Source organism: Petrotoga sp. 8T1HF07.NaAc.6.1 (assembly GCF_016772115.1).
GTDB classification, from domain to species: Bacteria; Thermotogota; Thermotogae; order Petrotogales; family Petrotogaceae; genus Petrotoga; species Petrotoga mobilis.
Genome location: NZ_AUPG01000001.1, coordinates 48,643 through 68,980 on the forward strand (window position 1 = coordinate 48,643; position 20,338 = coordinate 68,980).

General features: G+C 34.2%; 24 protein-coding genes and 1 pseudogene. 16 read left to right on the forward strand and 9 right to left on the reverse strand.

The annotated features are described in order from the left end of the window. Positions 1-6: 6 nt before the first annotated feature. The 9 genes from NAAC61_RS00225 to NAAC61_RS00265 are packed head-to-tail and all read right to left on the reverse strand — an operon-like array spanning position 7 to position 6,526. Positions 7-909, reverse strand: a complete 903-nt coding sequence (locus NAAC61_RS00225; RefSeq protein ID WP_103064907.1) for a respiratory chain complex I subunit 1 family protein — start codon at positions 907-909, stop codon at positions 7-9. Beyond that, a complete protein-coding gene (locus tag NAAC61_RS00230) occupies positions 906-2,747 on the reverse strand; it encodes a proton-conducting transporter transmembrane domain-containing protein (RefSeq protein ID WP_103064908.1) in 1,842 nt (613 codons plus the stop codon). Before NAAC61_RS00230 ends, NAAC61_RS00225 begins: the two co-directional genes overlap by 4 nt. Further along, the gene (locus tag NAAC61_RS00235) at positions 2,748-4,169 is read right to left on the reverse strand and encodes a complex I subunit 5 family protein (protein WP_103064909.1); all 1,422 of its coding nucleotides are present in this window, start codon (positions 4,167-4,169) and stop codon (positions 2,748-2,750) included. Further along, positions 4,162-4,497: a sodium:proton antiporter gene (locus NAAC61_RS00240; RefSeq protein WP_012208718.1), complete on the reverse strand. Its 336-nt coding sequence runs from the start codon at positions 4,495-4,497 to the stop codon at positions 4,162-4,164. Before NAAC61_RS00240 ends, NAAC61_RS00235 begins: the two co-directional genes overlap by 8 nt. Continuing rightward, positions 4,494-5,183 carry a Na(+)/H(+) antiporter subunit B gene (locus tag NAAC61_RS00245; protein WP_237729674.1) on the reverse strand — a complete coding sequence of 230 codons (690 nt, stop codon included), beginning with the start codon at positions 5,181-5,183 and terminating at the stop codon, positions 4,494-4,496. Before NAAC61_RS00245 ends, NAAC61_RS00240 begins: the two co-directional genes overlap by 4 nt. A gap of 36 nt (positions 5,184-5,219) precedes the next feature. Beyond that, on the reverse strand, positions 5,220-5,465 hold the full coding sequence (locus NAAC61_RS00250; protein WP_012208720.1) for a Na(+)/H(+) antiporter subunit B: 246 nt from the start codon (positions 5,463-5,465) through the stop codon (positions 5,220-5,222). Then, positions 5,458-5,796, reverse strand: coding sequence for a monovalent cation/H(+) antiporter subunit G (gene mnhG / locus NAAC61_RS00255; protein ID WP_012208721.1), 339 nt, complete (start codon positions 5,794-5,796; stop codon positions 5,458-5,460). The genes NAAC61_RS00250 and mnhG overlap by 8 nt, the downstream gene beginning before the upstream one ends. Continuing rightward, positions 5,793-6,044, reverse strand: coding sequence for a monovalent cation/H+ antiporter complex subunit F (locus NAAC61_RS00260; protein ID WP_041534061.1), 252 nt, complete (start codon positions 6,042-6,044; stop codon positions 5,793-5,795). Before NAAC61_RS00260 ends, mnhG begins: the two co-directional genes overlap by 4 nt. Further along, complete coding sequence (locus NAAC61_RS00265; protein ID WP_012208723.1) at positions 6,041-6,526, reverse strand: Na+/H+ antiporter subunit E; 486 nt, start codon at positions 6,524-6,526, stop codon at positions 6,041-6,043. The genes NAAC61_RS00260 and NAAC61_RS00265 overlap by 4 nt, the downstream gene beginning before the upstream one ends. A 277-nt stretch (positions 6,527-6,803) precedes the next feature. Here NAAC61_RS00265 and NAAC61_RS00270 point away from each other — a divergent pair, with 277 nt between their 5' ends. From NAAC61_RS00270 to NAAC61_RS00345, 16 genes and pseudogenes are all read left to right on the forward strand, one after another. Then, a complete protein-coding gene (locus NAAC61_RS00270; RefSeq protein ID WP_103064911.1) occupies positions 6,804-7,655 on the forward strand; it encodes a hypothetical protein in 852 nt (283 codons plus the stop codon). An 11-nt stretch (positions 7,656-7,666) separates the two neighbouring features. Next, complete coding sequence (locus NAAC61_RS00275; RefSeq protein ID WP_202694895.1) at positions 7,667-8,272, forward strand: PfkB family carbohydrate kinase; 606 nt, start codon at positions 7,667-7,669, stop codon at positions 8,270-8,272. Further along, positions 8,232-8,591, forward strand: coding sequence for a PfkB family carbohydrate kinase (locus NAAC61_RS00280; RefSeq protein ID WP_202694896.1), 360 nt, complete (start codon positions 8,232-8,234; stop codon positions 8,589-8,591). Before NAAC61_RS00275 ends, NAAC61_RS00280 begins: the two co-directional genes overlap by 41 nt. A 79-nt stretch (positions 8,592-8,670) precedes the next feature. Beyond that, positions 8,671-9,591: a pseudouridine-5'-phosphate glycosidase gene (locus tag NAAC61_RS00285; protein ID WP_103064913.1), complete on the forward strand. Its 921-nt coding sequence runs from the start codon at positions 8,671-8,673 to the stop codon at positions 9,589-9,591. 12 nt (positions 9,592-9,603) lie between these two features. Next, complete coding sequence (locus NAAC61_RS00290) at positions 9,604-10,485, forward strand: pyridoxamine kinase (protein ID WP_103064914.1); 882 nt, start codon at positions 9,604-9,606, stop codon at positions 10,483-10,485. A gap of 52 nt (positions 10,486-10,537) precedes the next feature. Then, positions 10,538-11,757: pseudogene (locus NAAC61_RS00295) on the forward strand (arginine deiminase). Positions 11,758-11,774: 17 nt separating this feature from the next. Then, positions 11,775-13,076 (forward strand): cyclic 2,3-diphosphoglycerate synthase, encoded by a 1,302-nt coding sequence (locus NAAC61_RS00300; protein ID WP_103064978.1) that lies wholly within the window; start codon positions 11,775-11,777, stop codon positions 13,074-13,076. A gap of 92 nt (positions 13,077-13,168) precedes the next feature. Next, the gene (locus tag NAAC61_RS00305; RefSeq protein ID WP_103064915.1) at positions 13,169-13,879 is read left to right on the forward strand and encodes a hypothetical protein; all 711 of its coding nucleotides are present in this window, start codon (positions 13,169-13,171) and stop codon (positions 13,877-13,879) included. A 7-nt stretch (positions 13,880-13,886) separates the two neighbouring features. Next, on the forward strand, positions 13,887-15,053 hold the full coding sequence (locus NAAC61_RS00310) for an LCP family protein (protein WP_103064916.1): 1,167 nt from the start codon (positions 13,887-13,889) through the stop codon (positions 15,051-15,053). Continuing rightward, a complete protein-coding gene (locus NAAC61_RS00315) occupies positions 15,040-16,128 on the forward strand; it encodes an ABC transporter permease (protein WP_158245182.1) in 1,089 nt (362 codons plus the stop codon). The genes NAAC61_RS00310 and NAAC61_RS00315 overlap by 14 nt, the downstream gene beginning before the upstream one ends. 15 nt (positions 16,129-16,143) lie before the next feature. Continuing rightward, positions 16,144-16,590: a nucleoside-diphosphate kinase gene (ndk, locus tag NAAC61_RS00320; RefSeq protein ID WP_012208733.1), complete on the forward strand. Its 447-nt coding sequence runs from the start codon at positions 16,144-16,146 to the stop codon at positions 16,588-16,590. Between the two features lie 20 nt (positions 16,591-16,610). Then, positions 16,611-17,732 (forward strand): glucose-1-phosphate adenylyltransferase subunit GlgD, encoded by a 1,122-nt coding sequence (gene glgD / locus NAAC61_RS00325; RefSeq protein ID WP_103064918.1) that lies wholly within the window; start codon positions 16,611-16,613, stop codon positions 17,730-17,732. A 13-nt stretch (positions 17,733-17,745) separates the two neighbouring features. Further along, positions 17,746-19,002 carry a glucose-1-phosphate adenylyltransferase gene (locus tag NAAC61_RS00330; RefSeq protein ID WP_103064919.1) on the forward strand — a complete coding sequence of 419 codons (1,257 nt, stop codon included), beginning with the start codon at positions 17,746-17,748 and terminating at the stop codon, positions 19,000-19,002. Positions 19,003-19,049: 47 nt separating this feature from the next. Continuing rightward, the gene (locus NAAC61_RS00335) at positions 19,050-19,703 is read left to right on the forward strand and encodes a DUF4899 domain-containing protein (protein WP_202694897.1); all 654 of its coding nucleotides are present in this window, start codon (positions 19,050-19,052) and stop codon (positions 19,701-19,703) included. Next, positions 19,669-20,022 carry a DUF4899 domain-containing protein gene (locus NAAC61_RS10920; RefSeq protein WP_202694898.1) on the forward strand — a complete coding sequence of 118 codons (354 nt, stop codon included), beginning with the start codon at positions 19,669-19,671 and terminating at the stop codon, positions 20,020-20,022. Before NAAC61_RS00335 ends, NAAC61_RS10920 begins: the two co-directional genes overlap by 35 nt. A 1-nt stretch (position 20,023) precedes the next feature. Continuing rightward, positions 20,024-20,311 carry a hypothetical protein gene (locus NAAC61_RS00345; RefSeq protein ID WP_103064921.1) on the forward strand — a complete coding sequence of 96 codons (288 nt, stop codon included), beginning with the start codon at positions 20,024-20,026 and terminating at the stop codon, positions 20,309-20,311. Positions 20,312-20,338 lie beyond the last annotated feature (27 nt).

Consider the following 20,338-nt stretch of genomic DNA (forward strand, 5'->3'; position numbering starts at 1 on the left):
CATTTGTCATACGTTCACCCCCAGTCCTGTAAAAATTACTATCGCAGCTTGAACAAGTGACAGTACTATTGGAACTCCATAGAAGAATGTTACAACATTCTCTATTCTAAAACGAGCCGAAACAGCGTATATCAGTGTGACTAAGGTATAAACAAAAAAGTACTTTATTAAGTATTCAATTAAATTTCCTCCTCCTAAAAACAGGTTCACGAACAAACCAACTTCAACTAAAGTTGCAAACTCGTGCTGCAACATCAACATACCGAAATGTTTTCCACCATACTCAACCATAGGTCCAGAGGCTATTTCTGCTGGTGCGATGGGCGTATCAAATGGTACCTTATTAAGCATACCGAGTAAAGATATAAAAGCTACTATGGCTCCTAAGGGCATAGTAAAAATATGCCATCCAAAAATCCCATTCATTTGTTGTACATGTGCCAATTCACTAAGTGAAGAAGTACCATAAACGTGTATCATACCGAATACAACTATCATAAATGGGACTTCATAAGCAACCATCTGAGTCAACGCCCTCATAATACCTATTCCTGCCCAGGCGTTTCCTGAACCAGAAGCACTCATAGCCATCCCAAGAGAACCTATTGCTAATAAATAGACAACTACAAAGAAATTATCAAGACCATTAAAAGCCACGATATTGCCAAAAGGTAAGAACATAAAAGTGGCTATCGTTCCTCCCAAAGCCATCATCACACCAAAATCATAAATAAAACCATGTGTTATAGATGATTTTGATAAAGCTTTAAAAATATCCATAAAAGTTTGATACCAGGGTGGTCCTACTCTTCTGTGAACTTTAGCGGTAACTTTTCTTTGAATACCATCAAGAGATACCTGCCATAAAAATCCCATGAAAACTATCATCAAGGCTATCAAATAACTCATATTTTATCACCCCAGAAAAAGGCTATTGTTATTATCACAGAAATCCAAAAGACACCTACAGAAGCGTTTGAAGAAAAGAACCAACTTCTGACAAGACGGCCAAATTCGTTTACTCTTAAAGCTATGGCATCATAAAATTTTTCCACTGATGGATGATTCTTATACAATCTTTCAAAAGGAGCGTAATAGTTTTTGGCATAATGATACGATTCAGGATCGTATATAAATTCGCCAGCAGTGTAAGTGTTCATTTGATCAACGGGCTGAGCCTTTTTATGTGTATAAAAAATCAATGCGGCTATAATGAAACCTATTACGAAGACGGCCGTAATCACTAAAGAATCCCACATGCCACTGAAGGAGTATATCTTAGAACCTTCTACACTGATTGGAACAAGATTCAGAGAAGCCTGAATCTTAGAAATAAATCCTAACATGTGAGAAGGAAACACGCCAAAATATATTGTAAGTAAAGACATCACAAGCATTGGAATCTGCATCATAAAGGGAACTTCTTTCACATCGTTGTGTTTAGGTGACAATTGACCTAAAAATACGGTAGCAAGAGGCCTAAATACGTACATGAAAGACCCTATACTTCCAAAAAAGGTGGCAAAAGCTATAAACATAAGTCCTTTGCTCGCTAAACCTTGGAAGATCAACCACTTTGATGCGAATCCACTCGTGGGTGGTATCCCCGCAATGGAAATTATGGCAACTAAATAAGCGGCAAAGGTTACAGGCATTTTCTTTATCAACCCACCCAGTTCACTCATATTTGTTGTACCAGTCCTATAAGCAACCGCTCCAATAGTTAAAAACATAGCGGCTGATGCCATTGCGTGATTGAAAATATGCATCATTCCACCCGCGAATCCTACTTGATCTAAAAGCGAGATACCGATCAATATGTATCCACCATTTGCAACGGTGGAATAAGCTATCAATCTTTTAGCGTCTTCTTGTTTTATTGCCATAAGGGTTCCAACTATAATGCTTATTGCTCCTAAAACCATGATTATATAATTTTCATAAGGAACACCGATTATATGAATATGGTTAGAAAAAATCTGCGAAGTGGGTATAATTGCGCTAACCAACAACGCTATAAATGCCCCCATTTTAACTAATCCTCCCGAAAGAACTGGAGAAAAAGTATGAGGAGCGTTCCCATGGGCAATGGGGAGCCACGTGTGAAATGGGAAAATTCCGAGTTTTGCTAGTCCTGCGATAATAATTACAAAATAAGCCATCACGGCTGTATTGGGACTGCTAATTAAATTCTGTGAGATACTTTCTATATCAAAAGTTTGATACAATGAGTATAAATACATCACAGCAAAAAACATTGAAAAAGAACCGATCGTACTGATTGCGTAATAAACTACAGAGGCCTTCCTTGATTTACCAAGGGGAATTATGAACAAGGAAGACCAAACTACCATCTCCCAAAATATGAATAACGTAAGAAAATCCTTGGCAAAGAAAACCCCCAACGTAGAAACTACAGAAAACACGTAGAGCATGTTGTATGAAGCAGGATTAACCATTTTTTCTATCCAATATGGATTAAAAAAAGACACAAGAAAATAAGTTAAAACCATTATTATGGAAAAGAACCAACCATAATTAGAACTCACCAATTGCAATGAAAATCCTCCAAAAGACCAAAGGTTAAATACTGTTCCAACATCGTTCATATATCCAAACAAAAAAACTAAAACAAACAATGTTGAAAAAATGGTAAAGTAGCTACCCAACTTTTTGTTTATCTTTGTTAAGAAAAAAGTCAAAATCGATAACAACAAACCTGTAATTAACAGAGAGTTTAACGCCATCTACATCACTCCCACTGACAAATAAGATAAGGATTCCTTCAAAGGTTCAGATACATTCTGTACAAAATCTCCGAGTAATTCTGGGTAGATTCCTCCAATAATGAATAAGAATCCAACAACTACCGCTACGACACTTATAACAAATAATTTGTTCATGGAAAATTTGGTGGTCAATTTTTCAGTTGCCTCCTCGTGTTCTTCACCTGGTACCCATAGTTTAACTAGCATCCTTATATAATAAACACCTTCCAACAAACTTCCCAACAATATTACTAATGGAATAATCCAGTTGGTATTGAAAGCAGTGTTTATAATATTGAATTTCGCATAAAAACCGAAGAACAAAGGAAGACCTATCAAAGACAAAGCAGAAACAGTAAATCCAAAACCTATTAGAGGATACTTTCTAAATATCCCCGCAGCCTGATCGATAGAATCACTTGAATTATTCTCATAAACGTTCGCGGCAGTAGAAAACATAACTATCTTAGCAAAAGCATTGTTTATAATTTGTAAAATTGCTGCGTACCCCCCACCTATTAAAAATAGTCCAGTGATCAATCCTGCCTGTCCAATACTTGAGAAAGTAAGTATTTCTCTCATATTCTTTGTGGCGGTCGCAGAAGCTTCGGCAAATATAAAGGTGATGAAAGTAATCGCGATAAAAATATTAAACAAAGGCCCACTAATGGTAATTAAATTGGAAAAGAACCTTCCAAATACCAAAAAAACTGTTGACGCATAAACAGCAGAAAATAATGGGGCAGTCAAGGTGTTCACATTAGAATAAATACCTCTAACCCAACTATTAAAAGGTATAAGTTTTGCCTCAACCGCTAAACCTGAAAAAATTAAAATGGAAACTATCAGTTGAATATTTGCTGAAAGTTCCGAAAAATGCATGGACAAATCAGACATGTTAAGACTTCCAACAACGGCGTATACAATAATTATTCCAAGTAAATACAAACTAGATCCCACGGAACCTAAAACCAAATAATTAAACGTATGATGGTACTTTCCATGTAACGTTGATATTATATAAGCTGAAATAGTGGCTATTTCAAAGAAAACGTAGAAGTTGAATAAATCATTAGTTAACACCATTCCATTTAAACCGGCTAAAGATATTAACAGAGGCAATGAATATTTTTCAATCTTCCTTATTCCAATCAGAGAGGAAACGAGAAACAAAACATTAATTAATACTATCCCAAATAAAGAATAATTATCCACCAACATGTTAATACCAAATGGCGGTTGCCAGCCTCCAAGTTCGTAACTTCCTTTTTGTACAAAAAAAGCAAAGATGGTGTTTAAAATCAACCCAAAAAACAAAAGAGATTTTGAAAGGTTTTTAAACATTACCCCAACGAACGCTAGAAGTAGAGGGATAACTATTAAAAGTACTGGATTAATCATCTGAACCACCTCTAATTTCATCTATTTCGATAGAACCCTTTTCAAAGTATACCTTTCTAATAAAAGCCAAGCCTAAAGCGGTAGTCCCAAAACCGATAACAATGGCTGTTAATACCAACGCTTGAGGGAGTGGATCAACATAATTTGAAACAGATTCAGGAGTTATAATCGGTGCGTTACCACCTTTAATGTATCCAACAGATATAATGAAAAGATTCAAACCTAATTCTAAAAGGTTCAGTGAAATAAGCATCTTAATCAAATTCTTCGATGAGAGTAAGCCGTAGATTCCAACAAAAAACAGTGCTAAAAATAAATACTGAATCATTCTTCTCCCCCCTGTGTTAAAAAGTTGCCAATGATATTTGATAATTCAGAACCAACTTTTAAACCTATCAAAACGTATAGTATAGGTGTCAATCCTGCGCTGAAAAGTTGACCAATCTCGCCCGAAGGCAAAAAGTTGTATAAAAATGAATTAAAAGCAAAAAGTCCTATTAACCCTAAGACTATAACCAAAACTCCCGAGGTGCCTTCAAGTACATTGAAGGCTTTCATCTTCTCTTTAAATTTATCATCGCTTATGTACATCAATAAAACCGATGAGGCTATCATTGCACCACCCGGGAATCCTCCACCTGGGGTTAGATGACCGTGAACGAAGATATAAATCCCAACGATCAATATAATGCCTGTTATAATTCGAACACCAGCTTTGAGAATGAAATTTGGTTTTACTCGAAAGATAATCCTTTCTTTCCCTACATTTAAAAGCAAGGCTACCCCCATTGCCGAAATAAAAAGGACTGTTAATTCTCCTAAGGTATCAAATCCTCTGTAATTAACGACTACAGAAGTAACAATATTAGCCGATCCTGTTTCCGGATAAGGTCTGGTTTCATCGACGTTTTTCTCTATGTATCCTTGTGAAACGGTGTTATTTAAATCTCTCTCACCGTACTTTGGAAAGAAACTTTCCGAATCGTACAATAATGAAAAAATAAAAAAAGGCAAGGGCAAGCGTCATTAAAGCTGAAATAAACTTCTTCATTATTTTTCACCACTCTTTTTCATAGTCATCAAAGTAAAAACGAAGAGCGAGGTCATCAAACCCGAACCTATAACAGCTTGAGTTATAGCAACATCCGGAGCTTTCATGATTATGAATTCCACAACTGAGAGCAAAGACGTTATAGATAAAAAAACGATGGAATTCAACAACTTTTTCGATTCAATTGCCATCAAAGCGAAGAGAATCATTGTAAAACCAATGATTACAGCTATTATTTCAATCATCTTGGCTCATCTCCTCTTTCTCATACAAACTTTTTAAATCATCTTTTTGCAATTTTGCTATTTTTGCACCATGTAAGTAGGAGGCGCGAGCTAAAACGGAACTTCCAACGGGATTGGTGATAGTCATAAAAACGACTAAGATTAGTGACTTCAAAAACCACGTTGGGTTTAAAAATCCAACTCCTAAAATTAAAGAAAACGCACCTAAAGTCGTGGCTTTCGTACCTGCCTGTATTCTATTGAAAACATCCGGCATTCTGAATATACCTAAACCTCCCAATAGATAGAAAATCCCTCCAATTATTATTAAAACGTCTCCGATCACCTTCATTTTTTCGCCTCCAAATATCTGGAAAGAACAACCGTTTCCAAAAAGGACAGAACTCCGTAAACTATTGCAATATCCAAATAAATTTCATTTTTAAAAATATGCGACAGCAAAACAATAATTCCTGTGATCATTACGTTCATAGTATCCAAAGAGACGATTCTATCTGTTACTTCAGGACCAATTATCATTCTCAAGATCGAAAAAAACACACCTATTCCAATGAGGCTAAATACGACAATCTCTATCATTTGTATATCCTCCCCAAAATTTTTTCGAAAGTCCCTGTAACATGCTTTTTGTAATCTTTTTCGTTTTCACCTTTTATATCTATCCAATGGATGTATAGGTTTTCATCATCAGCATCAATTGCTAGTGTCCCAGGGGTTAAAGTAACGGAATTGGCTAAAGTTAACTTACCAACATCTCCCTTCAAATCAATAGGAATTTTCACAAAACCTGGGTTTAAAGGTATTTTTGGTGTTAAAACCCTCCTTGCAACATCGATATTTGATAAAAACATTTTGTAGACGAAAACAGGTACGTATACAACCACAAACAAAGGTAGTTTGTAAACAATGGAAAGATCAAACTCATAATCCACAAGACCTGCAATGACTCCTGCTAAAACAATTGAAACTAAGAACCCTACGATCAATTCAGAAAGGTTAAAAGAAGTCAAAAACAGCCAAATTACTAGAAGAACAACAAAAGTTGAAACAAACTTCTTCACAACAATCCCTCCACTTTATATAGTTTGTGAAAAAAAACTCATACTTGACACAATATAAATAATATACCCATACATTATACCAGTAATTGGTATAATTTCAAAATCAAAAAACAACTTTCTAATCGTTTTTAATCGTCCTTAATTACCTCTAATTATTCCTAATCGCTAATTTTCTATAGTATTTATTTTTTATGGTATAATTGAATATGCAATTTTTCATATCTTTTTTAAGTGTTGATCACCTTCCAGGGGGTACCATTGAAAGGAGGAACAAGATATGGAGAGAAGGATTTTAGGTAAGACGCAAGAAGAACTCTCTATCATAGGTTTGGATTTGGAAAAGCTGCTCGTAAGCGAATATAATTATGAAATTAAAAGGTTTTTAGAAAAGTTTATTCTAGGTGGTGTAAATTTCTTTGAAATTTCGCCTACATTGGAACCTAAAGACGAAGCGACTATTTTTCCAATAAATTTGCATAGGGATAAACTTTTTATTGCGGGTAAGTCTTTCTCCAAAAGCAGTGATGAGATACAACTGGACATAAAAGAACTCTTAGCTAAATTCAATCTTCAATATCTAGACTTGATCCAAATTGTTGCAAATACCCAAGAGGATATTCATAGAATTCTAGGTCCTGAAGGCGCGTTAGAGGGATTCTTTGCCGCTAAAAATTTGGGCTTAGTAAAATACATAGGTTTTTCAACAAACAAAGAAAGCATAGCTTTACAACTTTTAGAAAGTTATGATTTTGATTCGATTACCTTTCCCATAGATTGGATGAATTGGTACACTGGTTATGGAAGAAAAGTAATTTCTAAAGCCAAGGAAAAAGGAACTGGCGTAATAAGTAAACAAAATCTTATAAAAAAGATAACGAAGATAAATGCAGAAAAAGGGATATCGGACCTTCTTTATATTCCTTCTGAAAGTTATGAAGAAGTGAAGACAACGATAAGATTTTCTCTTACTAAGCCAATAACCTCTATATTATGCTCTAGCCACATAAACCTTTTAGAATGGTTAATAAAAGCAGCAGACGAATTCACACCACTTGATATAGAAGAAGAAGAAAATTTGCGAAAAAGTTGTGAAGATCTAGGAAAAGTTTTTAACCCTAAAAACATTTGAGGAGAAATTTTATGTATGTATCAGTAATAGGAGGAATAAATACAGATTTCAAAGGATCTTCTTACGAAAAATTATCTCTCAAGACTTCAAACCCTGGACGTATCTTTTATTCTTCAGGAGGTGTAGCTAGGAACGTTGCCCACAATTTATGCAAATTAGAAGTCCCTGTTAATTTATTTGGAGCAGTTGGGAACGATGTATTTGGTGAAATAATTTTAGCCGAATTAAATAATCTAAAGGTAAATACTAATTTTATCAAGATTTGTGATAATAGCAGAACGGGTGTTTACCTGGCTATTTTAGACGAAAAAAAAGATATGTTTGTCTCTATATCAGACATGGATATTATTAATGAGATAAATATAAATTATATAAAAAAACACAAAGATACGTTACTCCAATCAAAAATTGTCTTTCTTGAAGCAAATTTAGAACCTCAGACGATAGAATATATACTTAAAATCCTTGAAAACACGAATGTTTACACAGTTTTTAACGCCGTATCAAATCTAAAAGTAAAAAAATTAAAAAAATATAACTGGAAAAATAGATTATCTGACCCTAAACTTCTCAGAATTGAAATCCTTAAGAGAACAAGAAAACTTGAATTTTTTTGATTATAAAAGTATACAAAAGACTTTTTCAGAAAAATTCCCCAATATTTTTAATTTAATTGTAACAAACGGGGAAGAGGGGGTTCTCCTTTTAAACAATCGCATTAAAAAAGCAGATTTCTTTTCTGTAGATGAAGTCGAAGACTCCGAAATAGTCGATTCCAATGGTGCCGGAGATGCTTTCACCGCTGGATTTATCTACGGCATTTACAAAGATGCTGATATAGAAAAAAGCATTGAATACGGAATAAAAGCCTCTCAAATTACCCTAAAAAGTCCAAAAACAGTGGCAGATGAGTTATCTTCTAAAATTTTTGATTAATTAAAAGGGCTGCCGGGCAAAGTGGCGCTATAGAAAGTTTGTAAAACAATAAAAATACAGCTTTTGGAGGAAAACTAATATGAATACAACCCTATATTTAGAAATAAAAGAAGAAGTGTACCAAGCTTTGAAAGAAAATAGACCTATCGTTGCCTTGGAATCAACTATAATTTCTCATGGAATGCCTTATCCACAAAATGTAGAAGTGGCAAAAAATGTAGAAGAAACAATAAGAGAAAGGGGAGCAGTTCCAGCAACTATCGCAATAATAGATGGCAAAATGAAAGTAGGATTATCAAAAGAAGAATTAGAATTCATGGCCACCTCCAAAAACATATTGAAAGCAAGCAGGATGGATCTCCCCGTTATCCTTGCAAAAGGTTTTAACGCCGCTACCACGGTTGCAGCAACTATGATTATAGCTGAACTTGCTGGAATAAAGGTCTTCGTAACGGGAGGAATAGGAGGTGTACATAGAAACGCTCAAGAAACTTTTGATATCTCCGCAGACCTGCAAGAGCTTGCGAAAACCAACGTGGCGGTGATATCTGCTGGACCTAAAGCTATATTAGATCTTCAATTAACCAAAGAATATTTGGAAACTTTCGGTGTCCCAGTGATTGGCTATCAAACAGACGAACTTCCATGCTTTTTTTCGAGGGAAAGTGGGATAAATGTACCTTATAGAGTTGAAACTCCTAAAGAAATCGCATCAATAATGAAGACAAAGTGGGACTTGGGCCTACAAGGGGGCATTTTTATTGCAAATCCTATTCCTAAAGAGTATTCACTGGATTTTGAGGAAATAGATAAAACAATAGAAAACGCAATAGAAGAGGCTAAAAGGCGAAAAATAAAAGGTAAGGAATTAACCCCCTTTCTACTTTCAAAAATAAACGAATTAACAAAAGGGGAAAGTTTAAAAGCAAATATTGAATTAGTCTACAACAATGCCCAACTTGGTGCAGAAATAGCAAAAGAGTTTAACATCCTATCTTAGGGGAAAGGAATGATGTATTTGAAAGAGAAACCCATCAAAAGAGTTGCGGCAATTCACGATCTTTCAGGTTTTGGAAAAGCTTCTTTAACCGTTGTAATTCCTATATTATCTTCTATGGAGATTCAAGTCTGCCCACTTCCCACTGCCATACTATCAACCCATACAGGGGGGTTTGAGGATTACTCTTTTTTGGATCTAACAGACAATATGAAAGATATAATATCGCATTGGAAAAAATTAGACCTGAGTTTTGATGCCATTTATAGTGGTTTTTTAGGTTCAGAAAAACAGATCGATATTGTAATGGAATTTATACAATATTTTTCACAGAAAAATGAAACTCTAGTAGTCGTTGATCCAGTAATGGGGGATGACGGGAGACTTTACGCTACCATTACTGAAGGCATGGTCAAAGATATGAAAAAACTAGTTTCCAAGTCTCATGTAATAACACCAAATTTAACGGAAGCTTGTTTTCTTTTGGATGAAAAGTACGACCAAGATATTAGTGAAGAGATGTTGAAAAGCTGGTTAAAACGTTTGTCAGACATGGGCCCAGAAGTCGTTATTATAACAAGTGTTCCTGATGAATCTAAATCAAAAATAGGGGTATTAGCTTATGAAAGGACAAATAATAGGTTTTGGAAAATCACCAATAACTATATAAAAGCCTTATACCCTGGTACAGGGGACTCCTTTGCAAGCGTTATCGTTGGTAGTCTTTTAAACGGAGACAGTGTACCAATGGCAATAGACAGGGCTACTCAATTCGTGTCTACGTGTTTAAAAGCTAGTTATGGTTATAAATATCCCCAAAGGGAAGGCATACTTTTAGAAAAAGTGCTTGATACTTTGAACGCCCCAACACTTTTACAAAGCTATGAGATTTTTTAGAAGAGTTTTTGTTGTATAATATTAGAAAGGAAAAGGTTGGTGCTTAAAAGTCATGAATTTATCTGTGTATTCAGAAATCGGAAAATTAGAAAAAATCCTTCTACATAGACCGGGAAAAGAGTTAGAAAATTTATCTCCTCATTATCTTTCTGATCTGTTATTTGACGATATTCCTTTTTGTATAAAGCGCAAGAAGAACATGATTACTTTGCAAATGTTTTAAGAGAGAATGGTGTAGAAGTTTTGTATCTTACAGAATTGTTGACGGAAACGCTTAATGATTTGGATTTAAAAGAAAAATTTGTCAAAGAGTTTTTACAATTCTCAGAAATATACAATAGCTTCATTTATGCTCTTTTAAAAGATTATTTGTTTTCCCTAGATACCAAAGAAATGGTGGATACTATAATATCGGGTATACGTTCTGATGAACTAGAAATTAACAGAAACATCTTCTCCTTGAGGGTTAGAAGAGCGGATATAGAGTTACCTTTTTTCCTTCCCCCTATGCCAAACTTATATTTTCAAAGGGATCCTGTGGCGATTTTGGGAAAAGGTGCCTGCGTGAACAGAATGAAAACCTCAGCAAGAAGAAGAGAAGTTATGCTTATGGAATATGTCATAAAATACAACACAAAATTTGAAGGCACCCCATTGTATTACGAGAAAGATTACCCTTATCCAATAGAGGGTGGGGATATCTTAGTGTTAAGCGAAAAAGTTTTAGCGGTAGGGATTTCTCAAAGAACCTCACCAGAAGCTGTTGAAATCCTAGCTAAGAAGTTTCTAAAAGAAAATAAAGATACCTTTGAGAAGATAATTGCTTTTATAATACCTGATAATAGGGCTTATATGCATTTAGACACCATATTCACAATGGTTGATTACGATAAATTTCTAGTACATGCAAATTTAAAAGAAGATATAGATACTTTCATTATTACTAAGTCTAAAGAGGGATTTGATTTTTATGAAGAAGAAGAAAGTTTGGAAAACATATTAAAAAAACATCTTAATTTAGATCATGTCGAAATTATTAAATGTGGAAACGCTGATATAATAGCATCACACAGGGAACAGTGGAATGATGGCTCCAACAGTTTGGCAATAGAACCTGGAAAGGTTATCACCTACGATCGAAATTACATCACCAACAGAGAATTAGAAAAATCGGGGATAGAAGTTTTAACCATACCGTCCAGTGAATTATCTAGAGGAAGGGGAGGCCCTAGGTGCGCTAGTATGCCACTTATAAGGAGGAGATACTCTTGAGAAAAAAAGTTTTGATAATGGGAGCAGCAGGTAGAGATTTTCACAATTTCAACGTTTATTATCGCGATAATCCTGACTACGAAGTTGTTTGCTTCACAGCCACACAGATTCCTGATATCGAAGGAAGGCTTTATCCCAAAGAACTCGCTGGAGAGTTGTATCCCAATGGGATACCCATAGAATCAGAAGCAAACCTAGTCAATCTTATCAAAGAAAACAACATCGACGAAGTTGTGTTATCCTACAGCGATTTGCCGTTTTCGTATGTAATGGAAAAGGCTTCTTTGGTGCTTGCTAGTGGCGCAGATTTTAAACTTCTGGGCCCCAATAATTCTATGTTGAAATCCAAAAAACCTATTATCTCGATTTGTGCCGTTAGAACCGGTTCAGGAAAAAGTCAAACAACGAGGAGAGTTTTGGATATTCTAAAAAATAAAGGTTTAAAAGTAGTTTCAATCAGACATCCAATGCCATATGGGAACCTAGTAAAGCAAAAGGTACAAAGGTTTGCCACTTACGAAGATCTAGATAAACACGAATGTACAATTGAAGAAAGAGAGGAGTATGAACCTCATATAGATAGGAACTCTGTCATCTATGCAGGTGTTGATTATGAAGAGATATTGAGACAGGCGGAAGAAGAAAATCCCGATGTTATATTATGGGATGGTGGAAACAACGATTTTTCATTCTATAAACCCGATTTATCTATCGTTGTAGTCGATCCACACAGAGCCGGTCATGAAGTATCCTATTTCCCTGGAATGACGAATCTTATTATGGCAGATGTTCTAGTTATCAATAAAGAAGAAACAGCAACATTGGAAGGCATTGAAAAAGTAAGAGCAAATATAGAAAAATGGAATCCAAACGCAACAGTGATTGATGCCGCATCTCCTTTGTTCGTCAAAAATCCTTCTATTATAAGAGGAAAGAGATGCCTTGTTATTGAAGATGGTCCAACCTTAACTCACGGCGAAATGACCTATGGAGCCGGTTTCATAGCTGCCAAAAAGTTTGGAGCTTCTGAAATAATTGACCCAAGACCTTATGCAGTTGGTTCAATAGTAAATACTTATAAGAAATATACTCATCTTGATAAAATACTTCCCGCAATGGGTTATGGAAAAAAACAGATAAAAGAACTGGAAGAAAGCATCAATAAATCCGATGCCGAAGTTGTGGTTATAGGTACACCAATTGATCTAACAAGAATTATGGACATAAAAAAACCTACAGTTAGGGTAACTTACGAGTTGCAAGAAATCGGTAAACCTGATTTAGAAGAAGTTTTAAGTAATTTTTTAGAAAATAAATAAAATGATTGAGAGATGCTCATTGAGAGCATCTCTCGTTGATGTTTTTTAATTTCTAAATTATCTAAGGAATTCGCATGTTGGAGGTGTGTTTTGTGGCAAATGTGTATGTTGGAGGAAAAAGAAAAAGAGGCAGAAGAATATGGCTTATCTTGATAATAATTATCGCTATAATCGCGGCTTTTTTAGGCTTCATGTTATATAGATACAACCAATTCATCAACAATCCTGTAGCAGCTTCGAGCAGTGTAACTTATACAGCATCTTATGACAATGGGCTATATTTTATAAGGGTTCTGAACGATAACAGAAAGATAATGATAGTCAAAGTAGAAGATGGAACTACATTTCCAGAGTCTTACATTACTCTATCTTCTGAAAATTTAGATAAAGTGACAAACGATTTTTTGGAGTTGTTTGATCTTAACTCAAATTTTAATTACTATTTCTACCTAAATGATGAAGTTGCCAACGAGTTTATAAGTAAATTAGGAGGCAGCAACTTAAAAGGTATCGATGGATTTTTTGACGTTTTGAAGAATAGTGAGATAAGATTTTGGCAAGTTTTCAGTTTGGGAGGATACGTAGATATAGTCAAAAATTACGATAGGTCGACCAATTTAGACGAAGAAGGTATTTATGCCCTCATTGATGGCTTTTCAAAGTACTCTATTACCAATTACGATAAATTAACCGTTCCACTCCTTTTAAATGAACCTATTCAAATCAATATAGCAAATCAAACAATCGAAAGAAAATACGCGGATGTAGAGGCTTTTGAAAGGGTCAAAGAGATCGTGGAGTGATTATTATTTGAAAATACATATCTTAAGAATATTATCTTTCATTTTTCTGATTTTTTTGACACTCAGTTTTATAATACCTTTACGTAAGAATATTCAATTAGATTTATCCCCCATAGAATTTCCTTACTATTTCTTAGTCCTGGGAATGGACGAGAACATCGAAAGTTCAACAAGAACTGATGTCATAATCTTAGGGGGAATCGATAAAGGAAAAATCGTTTTTCTACCCATACCAAGGGATCTTTTGATCAGTATCGATCAAAGTGAAAGAAGAATTAACTCTGTTTATGAAATTTACGGCATAGACAGGCTAAAAGAAGAGGTCGAAAAATTAAGCGGTGTTCAGATTTCAGATTACATAATTTTTGATTATTCTATATTTAAAAGTATTGGTGACTTGTTTGCTCCAATAGATATATACATAGAATCAGATATGAGTTACTCAGATTACCATCAAAATTTACACATAGATTTTAAAAAAGGGTATAATAAGTTAAACGGTGAAGAATTGTTATATTATGTAAGGTATAGAGATACATCGGGAGATTTAGGAAGGATGGAACGTCAAAAAAATGTTGTATTGGCTTTATTGGATGAAGTTCAATCTGCTGGAATAAATAAACTCCTTGAAGCTATTAATATAGGTTTATCTGACACGATTAATTCTTTTGAAATCCAAGATCTACTTTTTTTGTATAACCAAGCGAAGGATGCCCAGATGGAATTTATCTCATTCCCCTATCTAATCAAAGATAGCTATGTAGTTGTTGATGAAAGTAAAATACCCCAAATTCAATACAAGTTGAAAACCTTTGAAACATATTCTGACCAAAGCAATGATAAACCAAAAATTCTCATAACCAAAAATTTTTCTAGTAAATTATATAATTTTTATACATATGTTTTTGACGTATGGAAAAAACCGGGGTATCAGATTAAGGTGTTGGATGAAACTTTTGATGGTTTAAGTGACCAATATTCATATGTTTTTTTTAGGAACGTCGAAGAAGAAACTAAGGAAAAGATAAAGGCAGATTTGAAAGAGACGTTCGGAACAAATTTCATCGAAATAGAAGATAAGTACAAATATTTCCAGTTGATAGATTTTATTTCAGAAAATTTGAACGATCCAACGGATTACGATGCTCTGGTGGTTCTCAATGAAAGGTGGTAAAAGAAATAATCCGGTTTTACTTTTGGCTATTTCTTTTTTCACAAGGTCGAAAAAAAACTTTAAATTCTCACTCATCGCTATGATAATAGGGGTATGGGGTATTATAGTAGTTACTTCAATAATAAATGGTTTCGATAGCTTGTTAATAGATTCAATAACTAATTTTTATCCTCATCTAGTTGTTAGAGGAAATTACACTCAAACCTCATCAGAAATAGACAAAATTGTAAATTTCAACATCACATCTGTTGCAATTATAAACCAATCTAAAATTGCCTTCTCTCAACTTATGGAATTGGATGATCTATCAATCTATGAAGGATTTATAAATGAGGAAAAGGGTACCGAAGGCCTTATATTAGGAAATAAATTAGCGAATAATCTCAATGTTGAAATTGGTGATACCATAATAACTGTTAGAACAAAGGGCCTATTACCGATTTTCCAAGAAAGTACCATTACAGGAATATTCGATTCTGGGGTATATTCGTACGATTCAACTTTCATATTGTCTCAAAATTCAAACCCAAAAGAATATACCGGCATTTTTTTAAAAAATCCAAACAAGGCTCAACAATTTAAAGAAAAATATCTTTCTAGTTACTCCGCCCTCACTTGGGAAGAGTCCAATGAAACTTTGGCTAAGGCAGTCCAATTTGATAGCTTGATAGCTTTTATGATAACTTTTTTCATTCTTTTGATTTCTGGATTCAGTATATCAAACTCGGTTTCTTTCTCTGTCTTTACTAGAAAGAAAGAGATAGCTATTTTAAGGGCTCTTGGTTTTCAAAGAAGACAAGTAACTACTATTTTTATCTTAGAAACTTTTTTAATATCTCTAGTAGGATTTGTACTTGGAGTTATTGCCGGTGTTTTAACCTGCTGGTTTCTAATTATTTTAAAGATCCCATTACCCGAAGGCCTCTTTTATGTGGAATATTTACCCATTAAGATAACAGCCAGCTCTTTTTTGATAGCCTTTTTAATAAACAGTTTTGTATCCATTTTTTTTAGTTATGTCGCATCAAGGCGAGCAGCGAGCTTCAATATTGTCGAATCTTTAAAAGATGAATAGAAGGGGGAGCTTAATTTGGCGGAAAAAGCATTTGTGATGATAAAACCTAACGCTGTTAAAAGAGGACTAATTGGTGAAATAATCAAAAGATATGAACAAAAAGGCCTAAAAGTAGTTGCTATGAAGATGATAAAGATGAAAAAAGCACAAGCTGAAGAGCTCTACAAAGTACACCAAGGTAAGGATTTTTATCAACCATTGATAGAATTCATACTATCTGGACCTGTGGTTGTTATGATTATAGAAGGCCCAAGGGTTATTGAAGCTGTTAGAAGTATAAACGGTGAAACGGATCCCCTAAAAGCTCAAGCAGGAAGCATTCGTGGAGAATTTGGGATAAGTGTCAGAAAGAACATTGTACATGCCTCAGATTCGATTCAAAGTGCTGAACAAGAGTGGAAAATTTTCTTTGAAGAAAATGAGATTTTTGAATATCTATGCGGGTTTGAAAACGAGTTGTAAACATCAAAGAGGTGAGGTTTATGAGGGTTGTAGGTCTTATTCTTTCTGGATCCACCAAAGATAATTTAGATAAATTAACTTTAAAAAGAACTAGCGCAGCCGTTCCTGTTTTTGGTAAGTACAGAGCGATAGATTTTACGTTAAGCAATATGGTAAATTCTGGCATCACAAACGTAGGAGTATTTACTCAATACAATCCTAGGTCTCTCATGGATCATTTGGGAAGCGGTAAAGAATGGAACTTGGATAGAAAAAGAGGGGGATTATTCATACTTCAGCCATTTATAAGCCCTCAAAGTCATAAAATGTACTATGAAGGAACAGCGGATGCAATATTTCAAAATTTGACCTTTTTGAGAAGATCATACGAAGATTTTGTTTTAATTGGTTCTGGAGATCATATATATAATATTGATTTTAGACCGCTTTTCAAATACCATGTAAAAAACGGCGCAGATATTACGTTGCTAACAAAAACTGTAGAAGAGGGAGTAAATTTTAGCCAATATGGACAAGTCATTACAGACGAAAATAACAGAATCACACAAATCTATGAAAAGGACTCCCAATATCGCTCTGATAAGATTTTTTTGGGTGTTTATTTTATAAACAAAGCGTTTTTGATGGAAATTCTATATGCCAACGTATCAAACGGTAAATTCGATCTATTAAAAGATATAATCATTCCCAATTTATCCAGGATGAGAGTTTTTTCTTACGATTTTGATGGTTATTGGAAAAATATAAAAAAATCTGTGGAAGATTATTATAATATTAATATGGATATTCTAAAAGAAGAGGTCAGAAATGAATTGTTTTATTCACCAGAAAGAAAAATATATACTAAGCTCAAAGATTCGGCTCCACCGAAGATTAACGTTAACGCCGAAGTCTCCAATTCATTTATATCTGATGGTTGTATAATAAATGGAGTTGTTAGAAATTCTGTCCTTTCTAGGGATGTGTACGTTGGAGCGGGTTCAGTAATAGAAAATTGTATAGTACTTCAAGGAAGTTATTTAGAGGAAGGAAGTGTAATTAGAAAGACAATAATTGATAAAAACGTAAGGATAAGATCAGGGAGAAAGTTGGAAGGCATAGGTAACGAGATCAACGTTATAGAAAAAGGGGCTGTTCTATAAAGGAGGCATTGAAATGCGTGTTTTAGCTATCATTTTAGCTGGAGGTCAAGGAACAAGACTTGGGGTAATTACAAACAATTTAGCAAAGCCCGCCGTACCCTTCGGTGGAAAATATCGTATGATCGATTTCACTTTAAGTAATTGCGTTAATTCAAATATAAATACAGTAGGTGTTGTCACTCAATATATGCCACATAGGCTGGTAGAACATTTGGGGATAGGAAAACCCTGGGACTTGGACATAAAAGGCGGAGGTTTACATATTTTGCCCCCTTATCTAAGCAGATCAGGAACTTCTTGGTACCAAGGAACAGCCGATGCGGTTTATCAAAACATAGAATTCATAGAAAGGTATAAACCTGATTTTGTGTTACTGTTGTCAGGGGATCATGTATATAAAATGGATTACAACGATATAATAGATTATCATATAGAAAAAGATGCCGATGGTACTATAGCCTGTATGGAAGTACCAGTGAGCGAAGCACATAGATTTGGTATAATGGTCACTGACCCTTTCGATAGAATAATCGAATTTCAAGAAAAGCCCAAAGAACCAAGAGGAACCTTGGCTTCTTTGGGTATATATGTATTCAAATGGAATTTTCTAAAAGATGCTCTAATAAGAGATGCCAAAGATAATACTTCTGAACATGATTTTGGAAAAAATATTATTCCCAAATCGCTAGTAGAAAATTCTCAACTGTATGCTTTCAACTTTGAAGGGTATTGGAGAGACGTTGGAACTTTAGAATCTTATCTTGACTGTAATCTTGAGATAATTTCTCCCTTGCCTCCGTTAGACCTTCATGATGAAAATTGGAAAATATACACTCAATCGGAAGAGTTACCACCTGCTTTCATTGCAAAGGGATCTAGTGTAATAAAAAGCTTTGTTAGTGAAGGATCAGAAATATATGGTACAGTTGAAAATTCAGTAATTTTCCAGGGGGTAACCGTTTCAGAGGGAACTTATGTAAAAGATTCCATAATAATGAATAACGTATTTATCGGTAAAAATTCGTATATAGAAAAAACAATTATTGCTGAAAACACTATTATCGGTGATTCGGTTGAGATAGGAAAAGGCAAATTTTCAGAATCAAAAGTCGATAAAAAGATCTATAATTCAGATATAACTGTAATAGGCTTCAACTCGAAGATAAAAGACAAGATGATAATAGGGAAAAATTGTGTAATAGACAACGAGATAGATTTAAATGATTATGATGTGGAAGAAATAAAAAGTGGGGAAGGAATATTGAAGTGAACAAAAAATTTTAGAAAAAACGTATATTCAAGAAAAGGGGAAAAAATATGGACTTTTATGCATTAAAATTTTTAGCAACTTCAAATTTAACTGGTGAAACGTATGTGGGATATATGTTTGGTAAAAAGGCTCAAACCCCTTATTTTAATGTTCTTTTGTTGAGTAGGGCTCAACTTAGAGAAATAGATCTTCCTGATATAACAAAAGATTATCTCGATTTTAAATCAGACATCGATATGCTGTATTATCAATTGTCTAAGGAAAAAAATAATAACCTTTTAACTCAGTTCAAAGCCTACTTCTACAGCATGCTAAAAAAAATGAAATTCGAGGTCACAGGGACAAAAATCTTTATGGCTATAGAAGATGAAGATGTTTATGTTTTAAAATCAATTTTGAGCGATATTTTAAGTGAATGGTCTGGAGATACAAAGATCAAGCTTGTAGCCCAAAAATTTGATTATAAGGATCTAACCTGGATAACAGCCGTTAAAGAAAAAGGTGAAGAAGGTTTAAAAGAATACTTAACTAGAGAAGACGTTAAAAATGCAACCGAAATCTATCCAATAATAGACCCCATAGAAGGTTATTCCGTTTCTAAATTGGATATAGGTGAACCTATAATAGTTTTACCAATTGAAAATAAAAATGAAGGCGAAAAAAAAAATGGGAGAAGTAGTAGAGGGAAAAATTATATCTAAAGAGTTGATTCCTTCAAGCGACTATATATTTTTAAAAGTAGATCTAGGGAATGGGGTTTTGGGTAAAGCGGTAGTTCATAGAGAGTTAAAGGTTTCAGTAGACCAAAATCGACTTCAAATTTTAAGAAAGTCTCAAGAAAAAACTGAACACGAAAACGAAACAAAAACTATCGGAGATTTATACGTCCAAATGAAAAATGATAAAAGTATACCTATTGATAAAAAAATAGGTTCATTAGATGTACTGATAATAGCTGGTTTCTCAATAATAGGTATACTTTTGATAATCTTAATTATTATACTACTGGGGTCGTTCTAATTTGAAAGTAGTGTTGACTTTTGTTATTATGATCCCAACGTTGATCTTTTCTGTGCTTTCATATGAATATACCTATCGGATCCTTGAATACAGAAATTTGAAAGAAAAGGAAATCACAGAAGCCTTTGAATTAATAAATGAAGTGGAAGAAATCTTTGCGTTAACGCCTCAAGAGTTTTTGAATAGTTATGAAATTAAACAAACAATATCGACAACAACGAAAGAAGCGACTATTCATGTTTTTGAATATAAGGGATATGACTTCGTATACATCGAAAATACACGCTAAGTAACAAATATATCGAAACAATAGGTG

Bases quoted from the DNA above. Each gene is read 5' to 3' on its own strand.
- NAAC61_RS00225 (WP_103064907.1), bottom strand. From the start codon at position 909: ATGAGTTATTTGATAGCCTTGATGATAGTTTTCATGGGATTTTTATGG.
- NAAC61_RS00230 (WP_103064908.1), bottom strand. From the start codon at position 2,747: ATGGCGTTAAACTCTCTGTTAATTACAGGTTTGTTGTTATCGATTTTG.
- NAAC61_RS00235 (WP_103064909.1), bottom strand. From the start codon at position 4,169: ATGATTAATCCAGTACTTTTAATAGTTATCCCTCTACTTCTAGCGTTC.
- NAAC61_RS00240 (WP_012208718.1), bottom strand. From the start codon at position 4,497: ATGATTCAGTATTTATTTTTAGCACTGTTTTTTGTTGGAATCTACGGC.
- NAAC61_RS00250 (WP_012208720.1), bottom strand. From the start codon at position 5,465: ATGATTGAAATAATAGCTGTAATCATTGGTTTTACAATGATTCTCTTC.
- mnhG (WP_012208721.1), bottom strand. From the start codon at position 5,796: ATGAAGGTGATCGGAGACGTTTTAATAATAATTGGAGGGATTTTCTAT.
- NAAC61_RS00260 (WP_041534061.1), bottom strand. From the start codon at position 6,044: ATGATAGAGATTGTCGTATTTAGCCTCATTGGAATAGGTGTGTTTTTT.
- NAAC61_RS00270 (WP_103064911.1), top strand. From the start codon at position 6,804: ATGGAGAGAAGGATTTTAGGTAAGACGCAAGAAGAACTCTCTATCATA.
- NAAC61_RS00275 (WP_202694895.1), top strand. From the start codon at position 7,667: ATGTATGTATCAGTAATAGGAGGAATAAATACAGATTTCAAAGGATCT.
- NAAC61_RS00285 (WP_103064913.1), top strand. From the start codon at position 8,671: ATGAATACAACCCTATATTTAGAAATAAAAGAAGAAGTGTACCAAGCT.
- NAAC61_RS00290 (WP_103064914.1), top strand. From the start codon at position 9,604: ATGTATTTGAAAGAGAAACCCATCAAAAGAGTTGCGGCAATTCACGAT.
- NAAC61_RS00300 (WP_103064978.1), top strand. From the start codon at position 11,775: ATGGGAGCAGCAGGTAGAGATTTTCACAATTTCAACGTTTATTATCGC.
- NAAC61_RS00315 (WP_158245182.1), top strand. From the start codon at position 15,040: ATGAAAGGTGGTAAAAGAAATAATCCGGTTTTACTTTTGGCTATTTCT.
- glgD (WP_103064918.1), top strand. From the start codon at position 16,611: ATGAGGGTTGTAGGTCTTATTCTTTCTGGATCCACCAAAGATAATTTA.
- NAAC61_RS00330 (WP_103064919.1), top strand. From the start codon at position 17,746: ATGCGTGTTTTAGCTATCATTTTAGCTGGAGGTCAAGGAACAAGACTT.
- NAAC61_RS00335 (WP_202694897.1), top strand. From the start codon at position 19,050: ATGGACTTTTATGCATTAAAATTTTTAGCAACTTCAAATTTAACTGGT.
- NAAC61_RS10920 (WP_202694898.1), top strand. From the start codon at position 19,669: ATGGGAGAAGTAGTAGAGGGAAAAATTATATCTAAAGAGTTGATTCCT.